Genomic DNA, 22,420 nt, shown 5'->3' on the forward strand with positions numbered 1-22,420 from the left:
GAATCATTTCGATCATCTCCCACTGAAGGTCAGTCAGGTCACTTGGGTACGCTTTTCGAATCGCCTCGGACACCGTGCACTCCTTTGCGTTGATGAACCGCAAAGTGTGAACAAAACCAGACTTTCACAAAACCTCAGTTTCCGGATAGCCTCTGAGTGGAAGTCCGGGGATTGACTGCCAGGAAACTCATACATCACTTCCGACTCGATTTAGCGTCACCAACTCTGAAGCAACAGGTGTTGTTCTGTTGACGGACAAGGATGATCATGTAATCAAGGCGACCATTCGGATGGAGTGCGCCGACGCCCCCGACGAATTCTGGGAGCGAGTCATGGGGCATAAGGTGAATATCCATGTCACGCTGGATGATTTTGGTACTGTCGTTTCAGGCAATGAGATCACCAAAGTCATCTACCTGCCAGACGGTGAAACAAACTCGTTGGAAACACTCGTCTCCACTCGCATCGATCCAGAACTTGATGCCCTTGATGAAGCGAATCGCTTTGGTCAAGCCGTCATTTCCATGCAGTTCCGGCCACACAAACCGGACCAGGCTGGAACGCCTCCCTTTAACGCCAACAATGCGTCTGCCGAACAGCAGTCTTTCGTATTTCCAACGTCTGAGACGCTCATTCAGCACCTAATACGGTCCACGCGAGCCCACGATCATTCTGCGTTGACCGCAATTTTTAATGATCACTTGATTCGGCTAATGCTGGGCGATGCTTTGGACAGAGTTCGCGTGGAACTGTTTGGCATGCCCGGTAAGTGGACGGAACGCCAAAAACGATTGGCAGGGATCGTTCGGTCTCATGATAAAGACATCGCAGTATCTGATGATGACAGACTCGTCCTGGAAGGCTACTTGCCACAGCTTCTCGACCCTGAGCAAAACAGAGTGGATTATGCTGACTGGATTCCCCGACATGTTCAGGCACCGCGACGACTTCTGGCTAAGATTTGGCAGTGGGAAGAGGAGAGCAGTGGTGAAGTGCTGCCGCAGCACAACTACCGCGTCTTTCAGCCCGTCAATGGCAAGGCGACTGCAATGAGCGAAGACGGAAGCAGCGCCTACCTGCTCGAACAGGTAGGTGCAGTTATTCCAGCGTCAAGCAGGCCGGTAGGAATTCCGGTGTATCCTGGCAGTCGTCATTTCAAGAGCGTTACCGAAAGCCCCCAGGACCAGAAAGCGTGGCTCGTGACCAACATATGGAGCGGTGGCGAAGTCGGTATACAATCGCGTCTCCATAATTGGCCTGCAGGGTTTCCCAAGCGCGACGGGGACGAAGGCAAGCCAATTCAAGTCAACTCTGACATCCCGGCGAAAGCGATCATCCCCTCTGCCTCCCGATCACAGAACACAGCTGAAGAACCGTCTGAAGCCGTAAAAATAATGATGAAGGCCCTGCAGGGCACGTGGGATATACAATCCATGTCCAGTGGAAACGTAGACGTTATCACAATCACAGGTGACCATTTACAGGGCGATGACGACATCGTCACTTTCGCTATCACACTAAAGGAAACGAAGCCATATTGGACCGTTGAATTGACCCCGGTTTGGACGGAAACTCAATTGGTAAAAATGCAAGATGAATTCTGGCAGGCTGACTCAGATCCGCCACCATCGGTAAAAAGTATGATCGAGGATTTACTTCAAGAGGCCTCGCCGGGGACTCTCAAGGGCATTATCAGGCAGCAGGGAGATCAATTTGTTCTCAGCACGGTTGAAGGCGCTGGTTCAGGCCTCCCACGCTCGTTTGCTGTCAGAAATGGGCATGATGTGTGCAAACTTTCCAGGACACCAATTCAGTGGGGAGCGAACAAGCATGGGAATGTAACGGTTTGCCTTAGCAGGCGTCTGGCTCGCAATCTGCAACTGGATGACGAAAAACTGAAAGCTATCGATGAACTGCTGGATAAGCTTTGGAAGCAGTTCGTGACAGCGGAACTTGAACACACGACGTATTCTCGTGGTCACCGCGGACAACTGATTGCCGAAATTCGTGACTACGGTGAACAGCGCAGATTGTTGGAGTCGCAGTTTCGCTACGAGATATCCCGCCTTGTCTCGGGCAGACAGCGTGAAGCCCTGCTGTCGGCGATTCAAAACCTTCGTGGACACAAGGAGGTGGATGATATCTTCAAAGTCGATTCCAATGCGTATCCATCACTCTGGGGTTGGAATGAACAAGACTATCCCGTGCGGATCGAGATTTCTGCCAATGATTCACAACTGCATTGGTACGTGAAACCAGGAAAACACGGCGTGACAGATGATGGACCAATGATGCCACGAGAGCTTAAACATTACCTCATTCTCGGCCAGGCAGTGGTGGATGAACAACTGGACGCCAAAGATGCACTAAAGAAATTACATGCGAAACCAGAAGAGACCGAAGTAGACTCAACGGATTGAACCTCAACGGTTTGCTACGTGCGTGAGCCAGTTCACGATGGTTCGTTTACTCGGTCATGCACCGTTCAAAAGAAGTCGGCGGGGAGCAAATGACCGGTCTTGACTCCCCTACTCTCAGACAGCTCCAAGTTAGCTTCATCCCTTGTTCAAAAGATGTATGCGGGCATGAACACAATTTGTGTTCGACACTTGTTGAACGGGTTCGATCAAGTCGGTGACCTGACACCGTTCATGAATGGTATTCACTCCATCGGTAAGGCAATGTTGCAAGCGGGAATCCTCGACGCTGTGCCCGGTCATGGTCGGTTCAGGTGACGGCCACGCGACTCCCCTTGAACTCGCTTTGGACCTTGGTTGAACGCGACTTGCACCGTGCATGGCCCGCGTCATGCACGGTGCAACGGACGGTTCACGAACGAGGGGATTCAACAGTGGGGGTCACTGGGGTGTCATATTGCCTTGGATGCCAGCCGCACCTGCGTTAGGCTGGCTTCGTTCTGATTCTCCCCCCGCCATGGACCAACATCTCACCGTCAAGGAAGCAACCAAACTTACCGGCAAGTCCGAGTCAACCATCAAGCGACTCATCCACGTCATCACAGCAGATGTCGCGCATGAAGACCGCAATTCGATCCATCCAGCACATGACGAACTGGAACGACTTCGCGACGCGGGAGAGCCGTATGTCTGGAAGATCGACCGGATGCTGTTACTCAAACGTTACCCTCAGGAACCGCAGGCCGAAGAGGGGAGTGATCGCACTGACGAGACCGACGCGGCGACGGCTTCAGAGAATCAACTTGTTGATTCCCTGCGCGAGCGACTCTTGTCCCAAGACGACCAGATCCAAACCTTCAAGACTCAGCTTGATCGAAAAGACGGTCAGATCGACAACCTTAATGAGCGTATGCGTGAAACCAACATTCTGATGAAAGAACTGCAACAGAAGTTAGCGATTGCAGCACCGACTGCTCCTGCTGAACCGTCAATTCCGATCGATGCAGAACCTGCAACGAATTCCCCGTCCAACACTTCAGAAAAGCAATCCTCCACAATGGAAAAACACTTACCGACGATAGCCGGTTGGTTCCGATCGAAGAAGTAGGGGACTCATTGTCCGTTGACCACGCTGCCAATTCAGAAAACCTTTCCAGTGACTGACGCACCATCCCAACCACAACGGCACTTTCGCGGATTTGAGCCGCTGACAGCAAACTACATCTACTGCCCGAATCAGTTTCTCGACATCTGCGTGCCGAACTGTTCCCGTGGGGAAGTTCGCATTGTCGCGTATCTGATTCGCCAGACTCTCGGCTGGCTCGACGAAAACGGTCAACCGATCAACGAAGAAGTGCAGGTGAGTTACCGCGACTTGATTGAAAAAGCGGGCGTCAGCAGGGGATCGATTGGACCGGCAATTCAGAAATTGGTCCAAAGCAGATTCATTCGAGTTTGTTCTACGGGGCAATCGAAAGCGACTGGTCGATCAGGGCAGTCAGCAAAGTACGCTCTCCGATGGAGTGCCAGTTCAACGTTTACAAAGTCGGTCGACGAATTCGACGGTTTCTTTGTTGGTGAGGGGCATCGTACACCGATTCCGAATTCCTTCTTTGATGAGATCATCCCAACCGAAACGCGCGCCGTCGTCAAAGTCGTCGGGACGGTTCTCCGACATACGATCGGTTATCAAAACCAATTCGGAGGACGACGCAAGTCAGCTCCACTTTCTTACAACTACGTGCAGCGATACGCGGGACTCAACAGTCGATCGGGTGTCAGTGAAGCCATCGCTGTTGCTCAAGAACGTGGCTATATCACCTGCACGCAAGCCGGACAATTCGATGCGGATCGGTCCCAACAATCGGCTGCGTGTTACTCTGTTCGATGGTTTGCGGCCAATCAGGTTGTTCCAATCAGTTCAAAAAACGAACCAGAGGATCGGTTCAATAAACGAACCAGTAACGGTTCAAAATCCAGACCAGTGGATCGGTTCAAAAAACGAACCACTTCAAAGACAGATTCCAAAGACATCCACAAACAACAGCATGTTGCCAGTCAGGAAACAGAAGCTGCGATTCAATTATTGCTTGAGGCTGGTGTTGATCGAGCAATAGCCTTTCGACTTGTCGAAAAGAGCGGGCCGGAGCGAGTGCAGCGACAGTTGCAGTGGCTTGACGCTCGCACCCCCCGCGAAAATCGTATCGGTCTACTTTGTAAATCCATCACAGAAGACTGGTCGCCACCACCATCCATTGCCGTGAAGAATCGTCAAAAATCAATACGCGAGCGGGAACAAATCGAAGCGGCCAAACAATCACAGGAATCGAAACGAGTCGCACGAGAAAAGGCGGCTCGCGCCAAACGTCGAGAGCGGCTTTTGTCTGAATGGGACACGGCGACATCCGAACAACGCAAGGCATGGATTCAGACTGCCGTGAAAGCGGAATCAAGCTGTGTCATCGCCGACATCATCCGACGACAGGGGACGAAAGCAGAGTCGCCGCATTGCCATGTGCTCGATGCCATTGCGGCAGCACGGAAGCTGCCGCCAATCAGTGTTGCAAGTGACAGTCCACGCAGTTCGATTGGCTACAAAGTCGCCTGAATTCGCCACAAGGAAAAGGGGACTCAATCACGTACAGAAGGCTGATGATTGAGACGTCACCCTTTGCGATCAGGCAGCCGAGCAGTGGAACTGACTCGGTTCTACGCTTGGCAGAGCCAAGAAAGTGTCGCCTCGATGAGGGCACCACGTCACGAGCTATCGCCCGCGACCGCAGGGCTTTCGACGACGCGGCCGGACTCGTACCTCACCGATCTCGCTGCTACACCCCTGCGGTCTCGGCCTCATGCTTCGGCTCGCGACGTCGGTGCCACACTCCACTCTCACGCCGGAGGCGTCACCTTTGACGACCGACTGGTCGTCCATCATTTCTCCACTACCCCTCTCGGCTCATCCAAGGCGTCTCAATAAGGCGCGAATGCGCTGAGGCGTCTCCACCACGAGTCATGATTGAAACGCCTCTTAAAACGCCGCAGAATGCGTCGTCATCTTCTGACCTCTCAAAAAGAGGAGCAGCCACGCGATCAACCTTGACGCAGGCGGTCGCCGATGGTTTGCCATTCCGGCTCCGTTACTGACTCGGGCTGACGCCCGTCGAAGACTCCGCCGAACATTTCTCGCGACCAGACCAGTCGCGGCTGAATGCCGTCCTGTTGGTGCAGTTTCCAAAGCGTTTCCTTCGCTCCATCAATGCCCTGTTCGTCATTGTCGAACATCAACGCGATCTTCCCACCGGCCAGACGCCTCGCCCAGTGGACAACTTTCTCGACTTGGGCATCGGTCATGCGGTTGGACATCACACCGACGGCTGGCTGTTTCAAGGCGTCGAGTCGGATGACATCGTTCATCCCTTCAACAACCAAAATGCCAATTTCGGCAATGCGGTCGCGATACTCCGCTTCGTCGAGTCGCTTCGCCTGCTGACCGTACAGTTCAAGCCCCTTGCGGAACATCTTCTGTGTAGGGAACCGATGCTTCATCGGCTCGGTGCCCGATTTGTTGGCTTTCAGCCATTTTTGACGCTTAGCGTCGTAATCGGGATCGCGACCAGCCCATGCCAGCACGTCGCCCGCTTCGGAATCGATGCCATAGATCACGCGGCCACGGAGCGTTCCTCCCCGTAAGGGACCCTCTTCGTAACAATGCTCACCGGTTTTGGGACGCAGGAATTGACGTAAACCCTTAACTCAAAGCATGTTCGAGTTTTCAGCACCTCTTTCGGACGATCACCGACGATCGGGACCCTTATCGAACTCCAGACAAGGCAGTTAACAGCCTGTCAAGCGCGCCAGAGTCGGCATGAAACCGGGGAAGCTGTAACAGCACTGCGCCCACGCTCCGTCGGGCCTCCGGAACCTCTCAACCAGCCATCCTGTGGCGGTCGGCTGGAATCGCTCGGCGGGGTATCCTGGCCGGCTTTCCAGCGGGGTAAAAAAACTCTGATTCCCCGGATTTTACAGCATTCCGCAAGATCACGACCGTACCACGATGGGACGCATTTTTCATCCGTTATTCGCCCTGCTGGCGTCCGCCACACGCCAGGAACTGGCCCGCCAGGTGGCCTACCTCAAAGAGGAGAACCGCATTCTTCGGGCGCGGTTGCCGCAACGGATCGTTGCTACGCCGCAGGAGAAGAAACGACTGCTCCGCGCCGGCCGCCGTCTCGGAGTTCAGTTGAAGGAGCTGATATCGTTCGTCAGCTACCAGACGTTCCGGCGCTGGATTCGGGAAGCAGAAGAGAACCACACCAAATCCAAGACGACATCCAATCGCAAACCGGGACGGCCACGGACACCGGAAGAGGTCCGCGATCTGATCATCCAGATGCGGAAGGACACCGGGTTCGGCTACACGAAGCTGATGGGCGAACTCCGCAAACTCGGGATCAAACTCTCGCGACAAACAGTCAAGAACATCCTCAAGGAAGCGGGACTTGAGCCACTTCCAAACGACAGCAAGGATTCGTGGGACGCCTTCCTTGCCCGACACGCTGATACGCTCTGGCAATGCGATTTCGTGTCCAAACCGATGTGGACGGCGAAGGGACTCGTCGACCTCTACATGCTGGTGTTTCTACACATCGGCACGCGGCGGTGCTGGATTAGTCCCTGCACGACCAGCCCGAACTCACAGTGGGTCACGCAGCAGGCGAAGAACTTCCTAATGGACGCCGAGGATATGGATCTCACGCCGAAGATGGTCATGCGGGACAACGACACGAAGTTCACCGCTCTATTTGATGCCGTGTTCGAGAGCAGTGGCGCCCGCATCAAACGCAACACCCCACTGTCTCCCAACCTGCGGGCTCATGTCGAACGGTTCATTCAGACGCTACAGGTCGAGTGCCTCAACAAGTTCGTGATCGTGGCTCAGCGGCATTTGAACTACGTCTGCCGGCAGTTTGAAGCGTGGTACAATACCGAGCGACCACACGAGGCTTGTCGTCATCTGCCGCCAGCGATGGAAGTAGAGCCGGAGAAGCGAACCACGATTCGTCGTGGCGACGTGGTCTGCAACACGCGGCTCGGTGGAACGCTAAATTCGTATTCGAGGCGGGCGGCGTGAACCCGCTCACAGGTGTGAAGTCAACACTCTTCTCGCTCTCTGTAGAGACATGGAGACTGGAGAGAGACTGGGCGGTCTGGACAGTCATGGTTGGCTTCGGAATAGGAAAGCCAATCCCTTTTTGAACCGCTTCTCAAACTGCACCGAACAATGTGACCGACGCAGTTTCGAAATTCGCTGTTTCGTGCTGAGGTCGAAATCACCGACGCGAGAATCGTGGCCCGGCGATCTGCCTCGGCTTGTCCAACTTCAATGACTTGATTACGCACCAAGCCTGCAGTGGAGACCTGGACCTCCGCTGCTTCGCGTGTGCGCTCAAATTGCTCAGCTTGGCCTTCTCGTTCGTTTACCGACTCCGCGCCACAGTGATCGATCACTCACTACCTGCGATGCTGGTCCGCACCGAATTCACGTGTCCGGTGAACTCGGACTCCTGGCGATTGCCGAAGAGTGTTTCGACGACCTGCGTCGCGTCATCCACTCCCACATCGGCCGTTTCGTCGGCAGAAAAGACGGCCGGTTCCGTCTGCTCCACTCTGCCCTCCGCAACCTTCTTGCCGTCGACGAATAATGTGGCTGTGCCTCCCTTGCCAATGCCGCCTCCGTCGTAATCGAAGGTCAGCTTGATCTTCGCTTTGCCCCCCTCAATCGCGACAGGCGACTCGATGGTATAGCGTGCGAGACCGAACCAGTTGTAGGTGTACCCGGGTTTGCCGTCGTTCATGTAGAGCGCCCAACCACCAAATTTTCCACCCTGGCAGAGGATGATGCCCTGGTCCTTCCCATTGAGTGTCACGTCGGCTTCGATCGTTTTCGAAGTGTTCTTTACGTTCAGAAAGGTGTTCTCAAGGATGCCTTCCATGCCGTGGGCCAGCGTCAGAGATTTTCTGTCTCCCATGAGATCCGGGCGTCCTGCGAGCGCGGCATTGAAGCGCTCGTAGAGGCGGTCATCCAGCGGGAAGACACTGTTCGCAATGGCCTCCTTCTTGAAAACGGCTTGCAGCTCCTTAAGCTTCTCCGGACGTTCTTCCGCGAGATCGCGTGTCAAACTGAAATCCTTCTCGATGTTGTAGAGCTCCCAGACATCCTCTTGGAGCGTGCACAACGGTTTGCCATGCCACGGAACTTGGTGAACGACGCGGGCCAGCCAGCCTTCGTGATAGATCGCACGATTGCCGAACATCTCGAAATACTGGGTCGTATGTCGCTCTGCTGCGTCCTTGTCTTGAACGGCATACAGCATGCTCACACCGTCCAGTGGCTTCTGCTTCACACCGTTAATGGATTTCGAGGGCGGAATCTTCGCTGCCTCCAACACAGTGGCGGCGACGTCGTTCACATGATGCCACTGGCTGCGGATCTCCCCCTTGGCCTCAAAGCCCGCGGGCCAGTGCATGACCATTCCATTGCGTGTCCCGCCGAAGTCCGCGGCCATCTGTTTGGTCCATTTGAACGGAGCATCTGTCGCGACGGCCCAGCCGCAGCTCATATGTGGAAACGAGTCAGGGCCACCCCAATCATCGGCCCGTTCCAGCATGCTTTCGATCGTTTCCGCATCAAAGATGCCGTTCAAATGAACCAGTTCGTTAAAGGTGCCCTCAAGTCCGCCTTCTGCGCTGGAGCCGTTGTCGCCCATGATGTAGATGAACAGAGTGTTGTCCAACACGCCGATTTCGTCGATGGCATCCACGAGTCGGCCCACTTCGACGTCCGTATGCTCGGCAAAACCGGCGAAGGTCTCCATCTGCAGCGCAAACAGTCGCTTCTCATCGTCGCTGAGCGTTTCCCACTCCTTGATGTCCTTCGGCATCGGCGCAAGTTTCGCATCCTCGGGAATGACCCCCATTTTCTTCTGGCGAGCGATCGTTTCCTCGCGCAGGGCCAGCCAGCCGTCGTCGAACTTGCCCTTGTACTTCTCGATCCACTCTTTGGGCGCGTGATGCGGAGCGTGGGTCGCGCCGGTCGCGTAGTAGATGAAGAACGGTTTGGCCGGAGTCATTGCCTGTTGGAATTTGACCCATTCGATGGCCTCTGTCGTCATATCAGTTGTGAAGTGGTAGTCTTCTTGATCCTTCTTCGGAACGCGTGTCACACCGTCAAAAATCACTGGCTCCCACTGATTCGTCTCCCCGCCAATGAATCCGTAGAACTTGTCGAAACCGGAGTGTGTCGGCCAGCGGAAATACGGGCCGGAAACGGAGACTTCCCAGGTTGGTGTCTCATGCCACTTCCCAAAGGCTGCGGTGCTGTATCCGTTGTGGCGAAGAGTTTCCGCAAAGTATTTGGCATCATTTGGTCGCATCCCCAAATTACCGGGAAAGCCGGTTGCGACCTCCATGACGGAACCAACATTCACATTGTGGTGGTTGCGTCCCGACAGCAATGAGGCCCTAGTCGGCGAGCAAAGTGCCGTCGTGTGGAAGCGATTGAACCGCACGCCGTTCTCGGCCAATTTGCTGAAGGTCGGGGTTTCGATCGCTCCGCCGAATGGAGTCGTCGCTCCGAATCCGATATCATCGATCAGCACGATCACGACATTGGGCGCTCCCTCCGGAGCCTCGACATTGAAGGGAGCCGGCTTGGTCGCTTTGCGGGCGTCAAACTCCGTAATCGGCTTGCGTTTGGGTGGCTCGATTGGCAGAGTCGTTCGATCAAGCTCATCTTCTGCCGACGCGAAGTTGAGAGCATTGAAGATCAGTCCGACTCCAAGGATCGCGAATACGAAGAATGGCCACCAATGTGATTTAGTCATGTTGAGAGCTCTAAAGATTGGATGTGACGTTGGAGACGCAGTCTTGTACTGAGACCCGTCTCTCAAGCTGGCGCGAATGTCGCAGTTGCGGGGTTTATCATACAGTTGCGGGGTTTATCATATAGGTGGGGACATCTAGTGCAAACCACTTGCCTTCCTCTTATGCAATGCAATTGACATCACGAACCGAACTTGTTGGTGGCCTTTGCGTGGAGAACCGGAATCATGTCACAATACCCTTCTGGCGAATTGTCCACCAGTCTGGCGAATTGTCCACCAGGATCTTCAAGCCAATTGAGGTTTTGCTCGCCGTGCGATCTGCCTCAGCACGTTGTTCTGGTCTTATGGAAATCCAAGAATGCCTTTCTGAACAACTTGCAGCTGCTCGTGCCTGATGCATTGTGCTTGAACGATTCGGTGGGAGACACCGCTGTCCTTTTGAATCAAATCAAAGACGCCTCGGTTGCATCAGTCTACGCGAGTTCAGTCAGCACCGAATCTGCACACTTCGTCATTTTTCGGTTATTCTGGATGCATCTGTGCAGTCTGTCGGAGGCTGTGTTTTTCTTCACCAAAGCGGCTGGAAGCGATGCACGAGGCCAGTTGAAAGACTATCGGCTGAGGGAATCGAGCATGGAAAGCGGATGTCGATGGCTTTGGAGCAATCGTCATGTCCATCAGTCTCGAAAATGTTGCGGAACGGTATTTGACTGCCAGGAAACTCTCCAGCGGAACACGGAAGGAATATCGGTCGACGATCACAAAGTGGACTGCCTGGGGTCAGGGAGTTGCTGTGGATCAAATCGGCAGAGTTCAATTGAGGGAGTTTGTTGACTGGGTTTATCAGAAAGCATCCGATGATGGCGGTTCCAACGCGGGACGTACGGCGAATAAGGCACGGGAGAATCTGCGAGCAATACTCTCTTGGGCTTGGGAGCAAGATTTTCTGGAGAAGCTGCCGCGATTTCCGAAGCCAAAGCCGCAACGTGATATCGCTGGACGCCACTATCTGACCAAGTCTGATCTGAATACACTCTATTTCGCGACATTCCAGCTGGAGAGACCGAGGGGATGGAATCACCCACTCACGATCGGACATTATTGGCGAGCAGCGTTGGTTGTGTTCTTCAACTATGGAGTTGACACCGGAACCGTTTTCAGGTCGGCAGCTTTTCACGAGCCGATTCTCTGGCGACATATCTATTGGCGCCCTGAACCACCCAATGGTCAAGGCCGAGAATCTCGCTACGGTTGGCTCTACTATCGCCGTGTGAAGACGAAGAAGCAGTTCTATCGCCCCATGAATCGCGTCGTGCAGGCTCATCTGAAAAGTCTTAGGCAAGATGAAATCGAGGTGGACCTGCCGATTTTTCATTCCGGGAGTTCGCGTCCGAATCAGCAGTTTCAGAAACTCTGTGAGCTTGCAGACGTCAAACCGAAGCAGGATGTCGAAACGGGTGAAGAAAAGCCGTGGGTGCTCAAGGATCTGAGGAAAACATGCGCAACCTACTACGATGAACACATGCCAGAGTCATCAATTGAGATCCTGGGACACTCCGTCGGGGGCGTGACGTATCGGCACTATGCTCATCGCGATCCACTTGCCTTCAAAGCAATCATGTCACTTCCTCAGCCGTCCGCATTTACAGCTCTCGTACATGGATTCGACGGCGAATGCCCGTGCTGTCGGAGGAAATTCGTTCAGGCATGACATGAGCGAAAGCGGCTCCTCCGCCAGTTTTCATGCGGAGGTGCCGTTTCTGTCTGACGACCTCTGCCTTGAAGCCTGCAAGCCAACTTGCTGAGACTTGTCCAGCCTCAGCAATTTGATTCTGACACAAATTGCGTTTGGTGAAGTCGACAGACGTTTCTTTTGCGAGTCAGATGCATGTTTGAGCCTTGCGTTCTCCATCCTTCATGTCGCGTTCGAGATTCATTTTGACGACAGCGGGGCTGATTGTGGTTGAATTCCGATTGATTCGCTCGCGTACGTTCAATCAATGAGTGTTCTCTCAAGTCCATGCATCACCACGCTGGATGTGTTGATTGAAACGTCCGGCGAAGTAATCAACGGGCGAATTTTCCTAATTCGTATGAGTCACAGGATAGGTGATTTCGCAGGTTTGGCCTGCTCACAAATTCCTTATAACGCAGGGTAATCGTTATTGATCTGATTGCCTTTCGGCTCAACTGGCCTAAGTTGAATTTGACGCAGTTTTGCTTGACCTCGAAAAATCGGATCAGATTCTAGAGTCGAAGACTTTGGTTTTGCGAGATACTACCATTGGTGCAGCCCTGCAGTGACTCCGCTCGGACGCCCTCAGAACCAGCAATACTCACTAAATATCCGAGTTCTCATTGTTCTCAAATCAATCAATACAGTACGAACAACTTGCTGAAGCGGCTGAATCCGGCGATCAGTCAGCATTGGCTGAACTTTTCGAATTGTACAAACCACGTTTGCAGCGGATGGTCGAATTACGGCTCGACAGGCGATTGCAACGACGCGTTGATTCTGGGGATGTCGTCCAAGATGCCTATGTGAACCTCCAACAGAAGTTTTCGGGCTATCTAAAGAAGCGGGACTTGCCTCTGTTTTTGTGGTTTCGCCTGGAAGTCGGTCAGAAACTCATTGATGTGCATCGACATCACCTGGGTGTCAAGATGCGCGACGTTGGACAAGAAGTTTCACTTCACATCGGCGGCGTTCCTTCGGTTGCGTCGATCACGTTGGCTGAGCATTTGATGGGTCGTCTCTCGACGGTCAGTCAGGCAGCAATGAAGGCTGAAGTGAAAATCAAAGTCCAGGACGCGTTGAATACGATGGATGAGAATGATCGCGAAATGCTCGTCTTGAGACATTTTGAAGAACTCTCCAATTCCGAGTCGGCACTTGCGCTCGGCATCTCGCCGACAGCTGCTTGCAATCGGTATGTCCGCGCATTGAAGCGTCTCAGGCAGGTTTTCGAACGAATGCCCGGTGGAATCGAGAGTTTGTTGGGATGACCCACGCCGACGAACAACTCGATCCAATCGGTCAGCTTGTCGACGAATTTGTGCAACAAATGCAAGCGGGGCAAGATCCATCGGTGGAGGAATTTGTCTCGGTTCATCCGGACTATGCTGAGGCGCTTCGTGAAGTCTTGCCGATGCTGATGGTTATGGAGCGATCCAAGGCATCGGATTCTTCGGGGATTGTGGGCCACGATTCGTGGGAGAATTCATTCGTCGGGCAAAAATTTGGCGACTTCGAGATTGTTCGGGAAGTCGGTCGTGGAGGAATGGGAATCGTTTATGAGGCCCAACAAATCTCATTAGGGCGTCAGGTTGCACTCAAAATCCTGAGACGACATTCTCAACTCAATGAGAAACAGCGGTTACGATTCGAACGCGAAGCCCGAGCGGCGGCACGGCTGCATCACACAAACATCGTTCCGGTGTTTGGTATTGGCACGGATGAAGGACTCGACTTCTATGTCATGCAGTACATTAATGGGCAGAGTCTGGACTTGGTTATTGATGAATTGCAGTGCCTTGAGAAGGAGCAAGGCAGCGGATCGATTTATCACTCCGATCAGAGTTCGGTGAACAATTCTTATGTGAAGACTGGAAGTGGTTCGAGTTCGTCACCGGAATCATCTTATTGGAAACGAATCGCCAGAATCGGATTTCAGATCGCAGACGCCCTACAGTATTCGCATGAGCAAGGTGTCACGCATCGCGATATCAAGCCGGGAAATTTGCTTCTCGACTACCGTGGGGTTGTGTGGATTACTGATTTTGGTCTCGCGAAAGCTGAAGACCACCACAACATCACTCACTCAGGAGATATTCTGGGAACGATTCGGTATATGCCGCCGGAAGCATTCATCGGTGAGTCGGACGCGCTCAGTGATATCTATTCTCTCGGGATTACTCTCTATGAGTTGTTGACGCTCAAAGCCGCGTTTCAGGAATCCGACCGCCACAAACTGATCAAGAAAGTCACAGAAGCCGAAATTCCGCGAATCGAGAGTTTGAATGCGAAGATTCCTCGCGACCTCGCTACGATCGTTGAAAAGGCAATCCAGCGTGACCCACAGGATCGATACCAATCAGCAGGTCAACTCGCGGATGATCTCGATCGTTTTCTCCACGACGTGCCGATTCTCGCTCGACGCTCGACGGCTATTGAAAGATTGGTGCGTTGGGCTCGTCGAAACCAGCTGCTGGCTGCATCAACAGCAGTGACTGTCTGTTTGCTGTTTTTGCTAGCTGTCGGTGGTGTGGCCTCAGCAATTTATTTTCAGAAACAGTCCGAAATCCAGGCTGGACTTGTACAGGAAAAAGACGGACTCGCCGAGCGTAATCTGAAGCTGTTCAAACAGAACCAAGCTGCTCTCGAAGATGCGATTGAAAAAGGACAACGGCTGGAAGTTGCTCGAGCGGTTGCTGTCGAACAGGAACAAAAGACGCGCCGGATTCTTTACCATTCACACATGGGGACAGCTCGGCAGTCCTTGAATGAACATCGAGGGCTCGTCCGGACGCAACGATTGCTGGAACAATGGCGTCCACAACCAGGAGAAAGAGACCTGAGAGACTGGGAGTGGTATTTTATTCAGTCGCTATGTCATGAAGAGGAATTCAGTCTGGCTGGTCATGAAGATGCAATTCGCTGTGTCGCCTGGAGTCCGGATGGGAGGACAATTGCGTCGGCGAGTTTGGACGGGACCGTCAGGTTGTGGGATGTGGAGTCACACTCGCAAGTCTTACTGATTGAAACAGGGTTTGCGGAGGTTTATTCCATCGCCTGGTCTCCCAGCGGAGATTACTTTTCAGCGGGCGGAGATGATGGTTTTGTCGTCTGGAATACGGATTCCAACGAAGAAGTCCATCGCGCAGGAGCAGGTCGCCGAGTCTTCAGTGTCGAGTGGTCACCGCTGGACTATCACCTCGCCTGCCTGTTCAAAGACAAAAGTAGAGAAGAACCGGCAGAAGTCCAGATCTATCGCGTCGACGATTGGAGCCTGCAACGAACGATTGGATTGTCAAGAGTCGGCCTCTACACCACCGAAATCGGATGGAACCCCAATGGTTGGTTTCTGGCAACTCCGAATGAGCAACGGGTCGAAGTCTGGAACATGATTGAGCAAGTTCCAGGTGACAAACCGCTTCTCACCTTCAACGATCACCGTGCGTTTTCAAAGTCTGCGCAGTTCAGTCCGACCCGTCGCGGACACTTGGCGACAGCGAGTCGCGATGCGTCGATTCTCGTTTATCAATTGGGATTTGATCGTTCGAAGACTCCTCCCGAGGCATTTGGCAATTTGATGACGACACTGCGGGGACACACGCACGGCATCGCCTCAATCGATTGGCATGTCGACGGTGTCCGTCTTGCGTCGTGTGGGTGGGATGGAACGACACGCTTGTGGAATACCGAAACAGGCGAGGAACTTCGCAAGATTTTGGGACACACGAAGCATGTCTTCGCTGTCGAGTGGTCACCATCCGGTGACATGCTGGCGACCGCGGGAGATGATAATCTCGTCAAAATTTGGAATCCCGAGGCGGCAACGAGTCATCGAGTCGTCGAGGTCAGCCCAACAGAAGCGATCATGTCAATGGACCTCAATCACGATGCAAGCCAATTCTGCATCGCAACCGGCTCGGGACAACTTGAAACCTGGGACTCAGCGACCGGTCAACGGATCACAGCGCTACCGAGTGAGTTTCGACGGCTGAGTCTCGTTCAGTTTCACCCCACGAGGAATCACCTACTTGCGGTCTCACAGAGGGGCGAGGTCGAGTTGTGGGACATGGATTCAAAGGAAATGATGGCTTCAACAACATTGGATCAGCAAGTCAGATCACTTGCCTGGTCACCACATGGAGATCGAGTCGCATTCGGGGTCGCGGATCGTGTGGAGATCTGGGACTCATCATTGTCCAACCAGATCGACGAGATCGTGACGCCGGAATCTCGTGTCTTGTCGATCGCGTACAACCTCGACGGATCATTAATCGCCGTTGGAGGGAGTCAGGCGCGAGTTGACATTTTTACTACTGAAGGAGTGCTCAAGTCGTCATTCAATGATTCATCGGGTGCCGTCCGTCATCTCGCCTGGAGCGCCGATGGAAACCGTCTCGCGACGATTGCTGACGACCCAAACGTCCACATCTGGAACGTTTCGACGGGAGAACTTGAGCAGGAACTGATCGGACACAACGATCTACTCTCCTCCGTCCAATGGGGACCAGAAGATCGTCGCATTCTTTCGACCAGTGTTCGTGGGACGGTCAAGCTTTGGGATCCTGTGTCGGGAGAGGAAACGTTTTCCGAGTTCGCCGGAATCGGGAGACTTCGGTCCCCGTGTTGGCATCATGACGCCCGAATGATTGTCACATCGAGCGAGGGGAACGTCGTGATCTGGGATGCGTCTCGTGGGTACGAAGTTGAAGATGGTTACCTTCAAGAGTGAGGTAAGGCGAATCTGTTGCCGAGACGTAAATTCATCCGATCACCCTGGGAGAGTCAATCCTCCCTGAAACCTCTGTCGTCAAATGCATCGCCTTCGCCATCCGAACCGCTTCCACAGTTGATCGCCCCAAAACCGGGGGAGCATTTCGTCCGACGAAAGTGTTTTTTGGACCGTCAGAAGCGAAGAACGACTGGTGAATTGTCGTCATTGGGATCGGTTTGCGTGGCATTTTGGTCCTCTTGCTCACAATGCGTGACGATGAAAACGGCGAGCGATTCAAAGACCGCTCACCGTTCACCACACCAAGCGGGTAGAGTTATTCATTCAACCACGAAGTCGAACGATCAAACAATCGTTTTTCTTCGTCGCCGGCGGGCAAGCAATCCAATGCCCAGTACACCGGAACCCAGCAGAATCATGCTCGATGGTTCGGGGACCACACCTTCGGCAAAGACCAAATCTCTTCCAGCAGCAGCGTTTCCGCTTGAGAAGTAAAGTTGACCCCCGGAGTATGGATCTAGACCGGTCTGATACGAATATTCATCTCCCGCAACGAGAGTCAGGCGAAACGTGTAAACGTTCCCAGGAGTCAGCGGGGAATAGATGTCGAAGTGAATGTCCTCGAAATCAAAATTGGAAAAAGTCACATCGTCCGATGAGGAAAGTAGTGCCCCACCAAAGCCTGCCCCGTCAAAGAGATCCAGACGGACGGTTGAGGAGGTTCCTTGCCGATGTGCCAATCTGAACGTCGCTGCGTCGACCGTTGTGAGCGTCGGTGTAAAAGACTGACCGGTCCCGATGTTAAGAGTGTCGCTGCCAGCACGACTTCCGCCATCAGTGGCCGTGGCCTGTTGGTCGACTTGGGTAATCATGGCTGCCGAAGCAGTTGACGAAAGGGTCATCAGAAGTGCAGACCCCAAACAAAACGTTGCAAAACGCATCAAAACTTCCTTTTGAAAATCAAAGTGGTAGGGGGAGATTCCACTTTTGGACACGCGCGCCAACTCCCCGCATTCACAGCTGTTTTCAAAAAAACTCCGAATTTGCGGAAATTGCACACGGCATCTTGATTCTCGATTTCCGGTTCTCAAGTTGCAGGACGATGTCGATGGGCCACGGGGGTCTTTCATTGACAAAGCTAATTTCCTTGACCGAAGGAAAACGGGTTGATTCAAGGTGGGGCAAATCAAGGACTTTCTCTGGGTTGGATTCCAATCTAAATCTGTCCCACCTCCGCGAATTGAGCCAGTTTCTTCGAAGAGGCGGTTGCATCAATCGACGCTACTTATGACTTTGCCAATTGTTGCAGAGGTCTCAATTTCAGCGAGATTCCTCAGCAGACTCAATGAACCTCAAAGCCGCACGTGTTTGTCCAACTTCAGTGAGTTATGCATGGTGGCTGCTCGCTTCGGTGTGTCACTGGTCAATCGCCGACTGAACTCCATATTGTTGCCTCAGTCGGTCAGCACTTCACGTTCTGTGTGGGCAATCTCCTTCGCTACCGTGTCGAGCATTTTTTCTATAGCTTTGGCGACATATCGTGGTCGGTCGCGATGGATGTTGTGACCGGCATCAGGAACGACTTTAAAGCGTCCGTTTGCCTGAGAGTTGACGAAGCTGGTGTATCGATCAATGCGAAGATCATTTGCCCACAGGAAATAGTCCGATGTCATCGCTTCATTATCGCTTGGATTGTCGGAAGCGGATGAACTGCCTGTTTTCCCAGCTGCAAGCAGCAGCAGTGGAACGTCGATCGCTTTGTCGCGGACGAGATCCATCGATTCTGCCGATGCAAATAGCTCCTGACACTCGGCGCGACCCAGCACACTCAGCATTCCCTCTATTTGTCGAGCACGTTTCGTGACCAGATCCAGCCATACTTCGCGTTGCTGCTGTCGCTGTTCAATCGGGACCCGTTCGAAGTACGGTTCCAGTTCAAGTATCGATTGTCCAGCCATCAGCGACATTCTCGGATGGATACGGTTCAGAAGCGACTCAATGCGACCGTAATCTTGGGGCCAGCGTTCCTGTAATTGAGATTCAATGCGGTTCCTGGAAAGCGGCTTCAGAAACTCCATCGTGGGATCGAGAAGGATGATTCCGCAGACCTCGTCTGGATGCTCGGCTGCGAACTGGCGAACGTATATTCCGCCGATTGAATGCCCAACAATTACAAACGGTGGATCGACCTGCAGTCGCAGCAAGAGCTCACGAAGTTCTCGAGAGATTGTCGATGCGTCCCGGGGTTCTGCTCCGGGCTGTGAGCCTCCGATTCCTGCCCGGTTGTAACAAATGACTTGAGTCTTCTGTGACAGCAGTTCCTGAACGCGGGACCATTCCTCAACCGTTGCGCCCAATCCCGACTCGATTACAACGGCCGGGTATGCTTGTGCGTCTCCACTTACGCGAACTTCAAGCCGATGGCTGCCGATGTCGATCCGATCTGAAGAAAGCCCAGATTCACCTGACGAACACCCGATAGCGAGCAATACAAATGAAGAGAACCACGCGAACTTCATCATGGCTCGACACGCCTGAGATAGACGCACGAGCCGATAACGACTGTCGTCACGCCAACTGACCACTGTACCGTTCTTATCAAAAGCACGACATCGTCCGGAGCAATCGCGAGCCAGAACGACCCGATATAGACCAGCCAGGGCACAAGAAACGCGGCAGCGAGCGCCGCGCATATTGCCATCGATGGATTTCTTCCCAGGATTGATGCCAGCCAACCCGCACCGACAGCGACGACCAGCGCGGACGCGGCAAATATAACTGGGTTCTCAAGATTCATATACGGACTGGAGTCTTTGTCCAGGGAAGGTGCAATCACGTAGAAAACACTGCAATGGACCAGCCAGACACCTCCGATGAGCAACCCAACGAGAGCTGCTTTCGAGGATAGACACTGAAGACGCGAAACCGGTTGGCACGCCAGAAAAACAGCGGAACCATCCATTCGCTCGCAGGCGACGCTATTACCGGCTGCGATTCCTCCCGCAACAATATTGAGCATTAACCCGAATACCGCCGCCGTCGCAAGGTAATCGCCGACGGTTGCAGCCGAAGGCAACTCGGGGGCGTACACCCGATACATCATGAATGCAGCAGCGAAATAGGGCAGCAGCAGCAGGACGATGCAGACGACGATTGGAAGTCGGTTCAGCCGGACATCTTTTCGAAACAGCGTTAGCATCAAACTTTGCCACTGATTGAAGCCGTGGTTGGCTGGTGTTGCTCGATTCCAAGCACGATATCTTTGAACAAATCTGCCAACGATAAGCGAATCCTTTCGACCGAAATGATTCCAGCGGTCGATCTGATGTCAGCAAGAATCTCGTCGGTACATCGTTTGACCGTTAGCGTGCATGAACGATGCTCGCGAAAGTTGCGGATTAATCCGGGAAGTGATGGAATTACGACATCGTTGTTTTCTAGCGCCAGCCGCAGACGAGCCGCTCGTTCAAGCATCGATTCTGTTCCCCCATCCAAAAGCATTTGACCCTCGTGCATGATTGCGACGCGATCGGCGAGCCGCTGAACATCGTCGACCTGGTGGCTCGAAAGAACGACCGTGCAATCTCTCTCGCAGGTTGCGGCTAACGCACCTTCTAGAAATTCGTCTCGAACGACGGGGTCAAGTCCCGACAGTGGTTCGTCCAGAATCAGGGTCGTTGGTCGATGCGATAATGCCAGAAGCAAATGCAACTTGGTTGCCATGCCTTTCGAGAGAGCGCTGATCCGTTTTCCAGCATCCAATCGGAACGACTTCAACATTTCATCAGCGGTCTGGTCGTGCCAGTGAGGCTGTAGTCTTTTGCAGAACATCATCACTTCGCCCACAGTCATCCAGCTGTAGGCTGTTGGCCGTTCAGGAACGTAGCCTATGCGTGTTCGCAACTCCGCCCCGTCAGCGACCACATCCTTATCGTCGATAGTGACAGAGCCCGCGTGAGGCTTCAGGAGCCCCATCAGAATTCTCAACGTCGTACTCTTGCCGGCGCCATTCATCCCGAGCAGTCCAAGCGTCGCGCCACGGGGAACGTCGAGGGAGACGTTCTCAACAGCGTAAACGCTTCCGAAACGTCGGCTGATGTTCGACAGACAGATCATTGAGTCATTGGAATTAGTCACCAGAATGCCTCTCTTTTTCCAAGACAGAAAGACTCTCCTTCAGCAATGCAGCGATTTCCTTCGATGACATCCCGGCCGCGATGCACGATGCTAGCCCACGATTCAACTCCTCCTTAGCAGCCTTTAAAGCGCTCGCTTTGGCGCTGACGCCGGCACGTTTGGCGACGAACATACCCAAGCCTCGCCTCTGGACAATCAGGCCTTCGGATTCAAGCTCTCCGTATGCTTTATGGACGGTGTTTTGGTTGACCTTTAACTTGATCGCCAGGCTGCGAATCGAGGGTAATCCTTCCCCGGTCCGATAGATCCCGATTGCGATGTCAGCACGGATTCGCTCCGCGATCTGCTTGTAAATCGGCACGTCGCTATTTGTGTCAATCATCCCGGTGTTATACAACACTATGACACAATGTCAACTACGGCGACCGCAAAATCCTGTTTCTCAAAAAGTACCCGAGCCAGTTAGCCGACGCGATTGAGATACGTCGCACACCGAACGCAGTTTGGCAACTCATGGATTCCGCTTGGTTGCATCAGCCGACATCACTTTCAGTTTCCGTCAAGTCGCTTCGGTCTAATTGACCTCAGCATTTTGGGCGAATTTTGGAACCTACTCCGCACCTGCACACCGCATGCCGACCGAACTCTGACTCACCGATCCCAATTCTGGACGGTGGAATAACATTGTGACTCGATTTTCGAACCCGTGTGACTCGATGAAAGGACTCACCTACGATCGTGAATGCCAAGTTTCGATCGAGTCACAAGTCTTTAAAACTGTTCTATGGCTTTCTGAAGCATTTTCTTTCCCACAGCTGGCTTGACCATTGTCACCGCCTGCAGGTTTTCATGGAGGCCAAACTTTACTAAGGGGGGTGAACGTTCTTGAGCATATTGTTCAGAACATTGGCCGTCTTGTGCACCGTACAGCGTTGTTCCTCGATCTCTGATGAAATCATTTCAGCGTGGTCCAGAACGCGAGATACGGTTTTTGGCGATCCTGGAACCTGCGCATGGAATCCTCATTGAGAAAAATGGTTCTTCCTCAAAAAAGAGCAACAAGCTTTTCAATCTGCACACCACTTACCCGGTTCTGAAATCACTCCGTGAATCCGTCTTTCGAGTCAGTTCGGTTTCTTGCAAAATTGCTGGACCAAACAATTCACGAGAACCTCACTCTCGCCCCAGCGTTCTGTTCATCATTTCCTGCCAGCGTTGGTCGTCGAACCAGTGGCGGGTCTCCTGTTTCTGTTCGGCGATCTGTTTGAGCGTGCGGGTTCGTTTGATCGGAGCGCTCTGGTCGCCTAACAGTCTCGCACCGACGTAGTGACCAGCTGCGCAGGCGTTGTACAGGGCATCGAGCCAGTGGTTGTTGCGACGAGTCCGTTCCCAGCGGGTGACGACCCCTTTGCCGTTCACGAACTCTTCGGTCTGGCGTTCGGCCGTCAGTGGGGGAAACACATCCGCGATCAATTCCCATTGCGTATCCGTCAACTGATGACGCACCATTGTTCCGACC

Annotated in this window: 15 protein-coding genes; 7 read left to right on the top strand and 8 right to left on the bottom strand. The window is 53.3% G+C overall.

Translation table 11 applies throughout. The features are described from left to right. The first annotated feature begins 248 nt into the window (after positions 1-248). The 3 genes from KOR42_RS15130 to KOR42_RS15140 all read left to right on the top strand — a co-directional run bounded on the left by KOR42_RS15130 (position 249) and on the right by KOR42_RS15140 (position 5,025). Positions 249-2,420, top strand: a complete 2,172-nt coding sequence (locus KOR42_RS15130; protein ID WP_146510683.1) for a hypothetical protein — start codon at positions 249-251, stop codon at positions 2,418-2,420. A 514-nt stretch (positions 2,421-2,934) separates the two neighbouring features. Then, entirely contained in the window at positions 2,935-3,525 is a 591-nt protein-coding gene (locus KOR42_RS15135) for a hypothetical protein (RefSeq protein ID WP_146510684.1), read from the top strand. A gap of 48 nt (positions 3,526-3,573) precedes the next feature. Further along, on the top strand, positions 3,574-5,025 hold the full coding sequence (locus tag KOR42_RS15140) for a hypothetical protein (protein WP_146510685.1): 1,452 nt from the start codon (positions 3,574-3,576) through the stop codon (positions 5,023-5,025). Positions 5,026-5,507: 482 nt separating this feature from the next. Here the strand turns inward: KOR42_RS15140 and KOR42_RS15150 are convergent, their stop codons facing one another. Further along, positions 5,508-6,080: a toprim domain-containing protein gene (locus KOR42_RS15150; RefSeq protein WP_146510687.1), complete on the bottom strand. Its 573-nt coding sequence runs from the start codon at positions 6,078-6,080 to the stop codon at positions 5,508-5,510. A 391-nt stretch (positions 6,081-6,471) separates the two neighbouring features. On the opposite strand from KOR42_RS15150, the gene KOR42_RS15155 reads away from it, so the two are divergent. Beyond that, positions 6,472-7,548: an integrase core domain-containing protein gene (locus tag KOR42_RS15155; protein WP_146510688.1), complete on the top strand. Its 1,077-nt coding sequence runs from the start codon at positions 6,472-6,474 to the stop codon at positions 7,546-7,548. Between the two features lie 373 nt (positions 7,549-7,921). On the opposite strand, the gene KOR42_RS15160 is transcribed toward KOR42_RS15155, so the two are convergent. Beyond that, the gene (locus tag KOR42_RS15160) at positions 7,922-10,300 is read right to left on the bottom strand and encodes an arylsulfatase (protein ID WP_146510689.1); all 2,379 of its coding nucleotides are present in this window, start codon (positions 10,298-10,300) and stop codon (positions 7,922-7,924) included. A 670-nt stretch (positions 10,301-10,970) separates the two neighbouring features. Here KOR42_RS15160 and KOR42_RS15165 point away from each other — a divergent pair. The 3 genes from KOR42_RS15165 to KOR42_RS15175 all read left to right on the top strand — a co-directional run bounded on the left by KOR42_RS15165 (position 10,971) and on the right by KOR42_RS15175 (position 16,764). After that, complete coding sequence (locus tag KOR42_RS15165) at positions 10,971-12,011, top strand: tyrosine-type recombinase/integrase (protein WP_146510690.1); 1,041 nt, start codon at positions 10,971-10,973, stop codon at positions 12,009-12,011. Positions 12,012-12,658: 647 nt separating this feature from the next. Further along, positions 12,659-13,306, top strand: coding sequence for a sigma-70 family RNA polymerase sigma factor (locus KOR42_RS15170; RefSeq protein ID WP_197441218.1), 648 nt, complete (start codon positions 12,659-12,661; stop codon positions 13,304-13,306). Further along, positions 13,303-16,764 (top strand): protein kinase domain-containing protein, encoded by a 3,462-nt coding sequence (locus KOR42_RS15175; RefSeq protein ID WP_146510691.1) that lies wholly within the window; start codon positions 13,303-13,305, stop codon positions 16,762-16,764. The genes KOR42_RS15170 and KOR42_RS15175 overlap by 4 nt, the downstream gene beginning before the upstream one ends. A 344-nt stretch (positions 16,765-17,108) precedes the next feature. Here KOR42_RS15175 and KOR42_RS15180 read toward each other — a convergent pair whose 3' ends face one another. From KOR42_RS15180 to KOR42_RS15200, 6 genes are all read right to left on the bottom strand, one after another. Further along, on the bottom strand, positions 17,109-17,705 hold the full coding sequence (locus tag KOR42_RS15180; protein ID WP_146510692.1) for a PEP-CTERM sorting domain-containing protein: 597 nt from the start codon (positions 17,703-17,705) through the stop codon (positions 17,109-17,111). A gap of 513 nt (positions 17,706-18,218) precedes the next feature. After that, entirely contained in the window at positions 18,219-19,286 is a 1,068-nt protein-coding gene (locus KOR42_RS15185) for an alpha/beta hydrolase (RefSeq protein ID WP_197441219.1), read from the bottom strand. Further along, entirely contained in the window at positions 19,283-19,963 is a 681-nt protein-coding gene (locus KOR42_RS26695; RefSeq protein WP_197441220.1) for a hypothetical protein, read from the bottom strand. Before KOR42_RS26695 ends, KOR42_RS15185 begins: the two co-directional genes overlap by 4 nt. Then, positions 19,963-20,901: an ABC transporter ATP-binding protein gene (locus KOR42_RS15190; protein ID WP_146510694.1), complete on the bottom strand. Its 939-nt coding sequence runs from the start codon at positions 20,899-20,901 to the stop codon at positions 19,963-19,965. Before KOR42_RS15190 ends, KOR42_RS26695 begins: the two co-directional genes overlap by 1 nt. Further along, positions 20,894-21,283, bottom strand: coding sequence for a GntR family transcriptional regulator (locus KOR42_RS15195; protein ID WP_146510695.1), 390 nt, complete (start codon positions 21,281-21,283; stop codon positions 20,894-20,896). The genes KOR42_RS15190 and KOR42_RS15195 overlap by 8 nt, the downstream gene beginning before the upstream one ends. A gap of 791 nt (positions 21,284-22,074) precedes the next feature. Further along, on the bottom strand, positions 22,075-22,410 hold the full coding sequence (locus KOR42_RS15200) for a hypothetical protein (protein ID WP_146510696.1): 336 nt from the start codon (positions 22,408-22,410) through the stop codon (positions 22,075-22,077). Positions 22,411-22,420: the final 10 nt, after the last annotated feature.

It is taken from the genome of Thalassoglobus neptunius (assembly GCF_007859735.1).
Classification (GTDB): domain Bacteria; phylum Planctomycetota; class Planctomycetia; order Planctomycetales; family Planctomycetaceae; genus Thalassoglobus; species Thalassoglobus neptunius.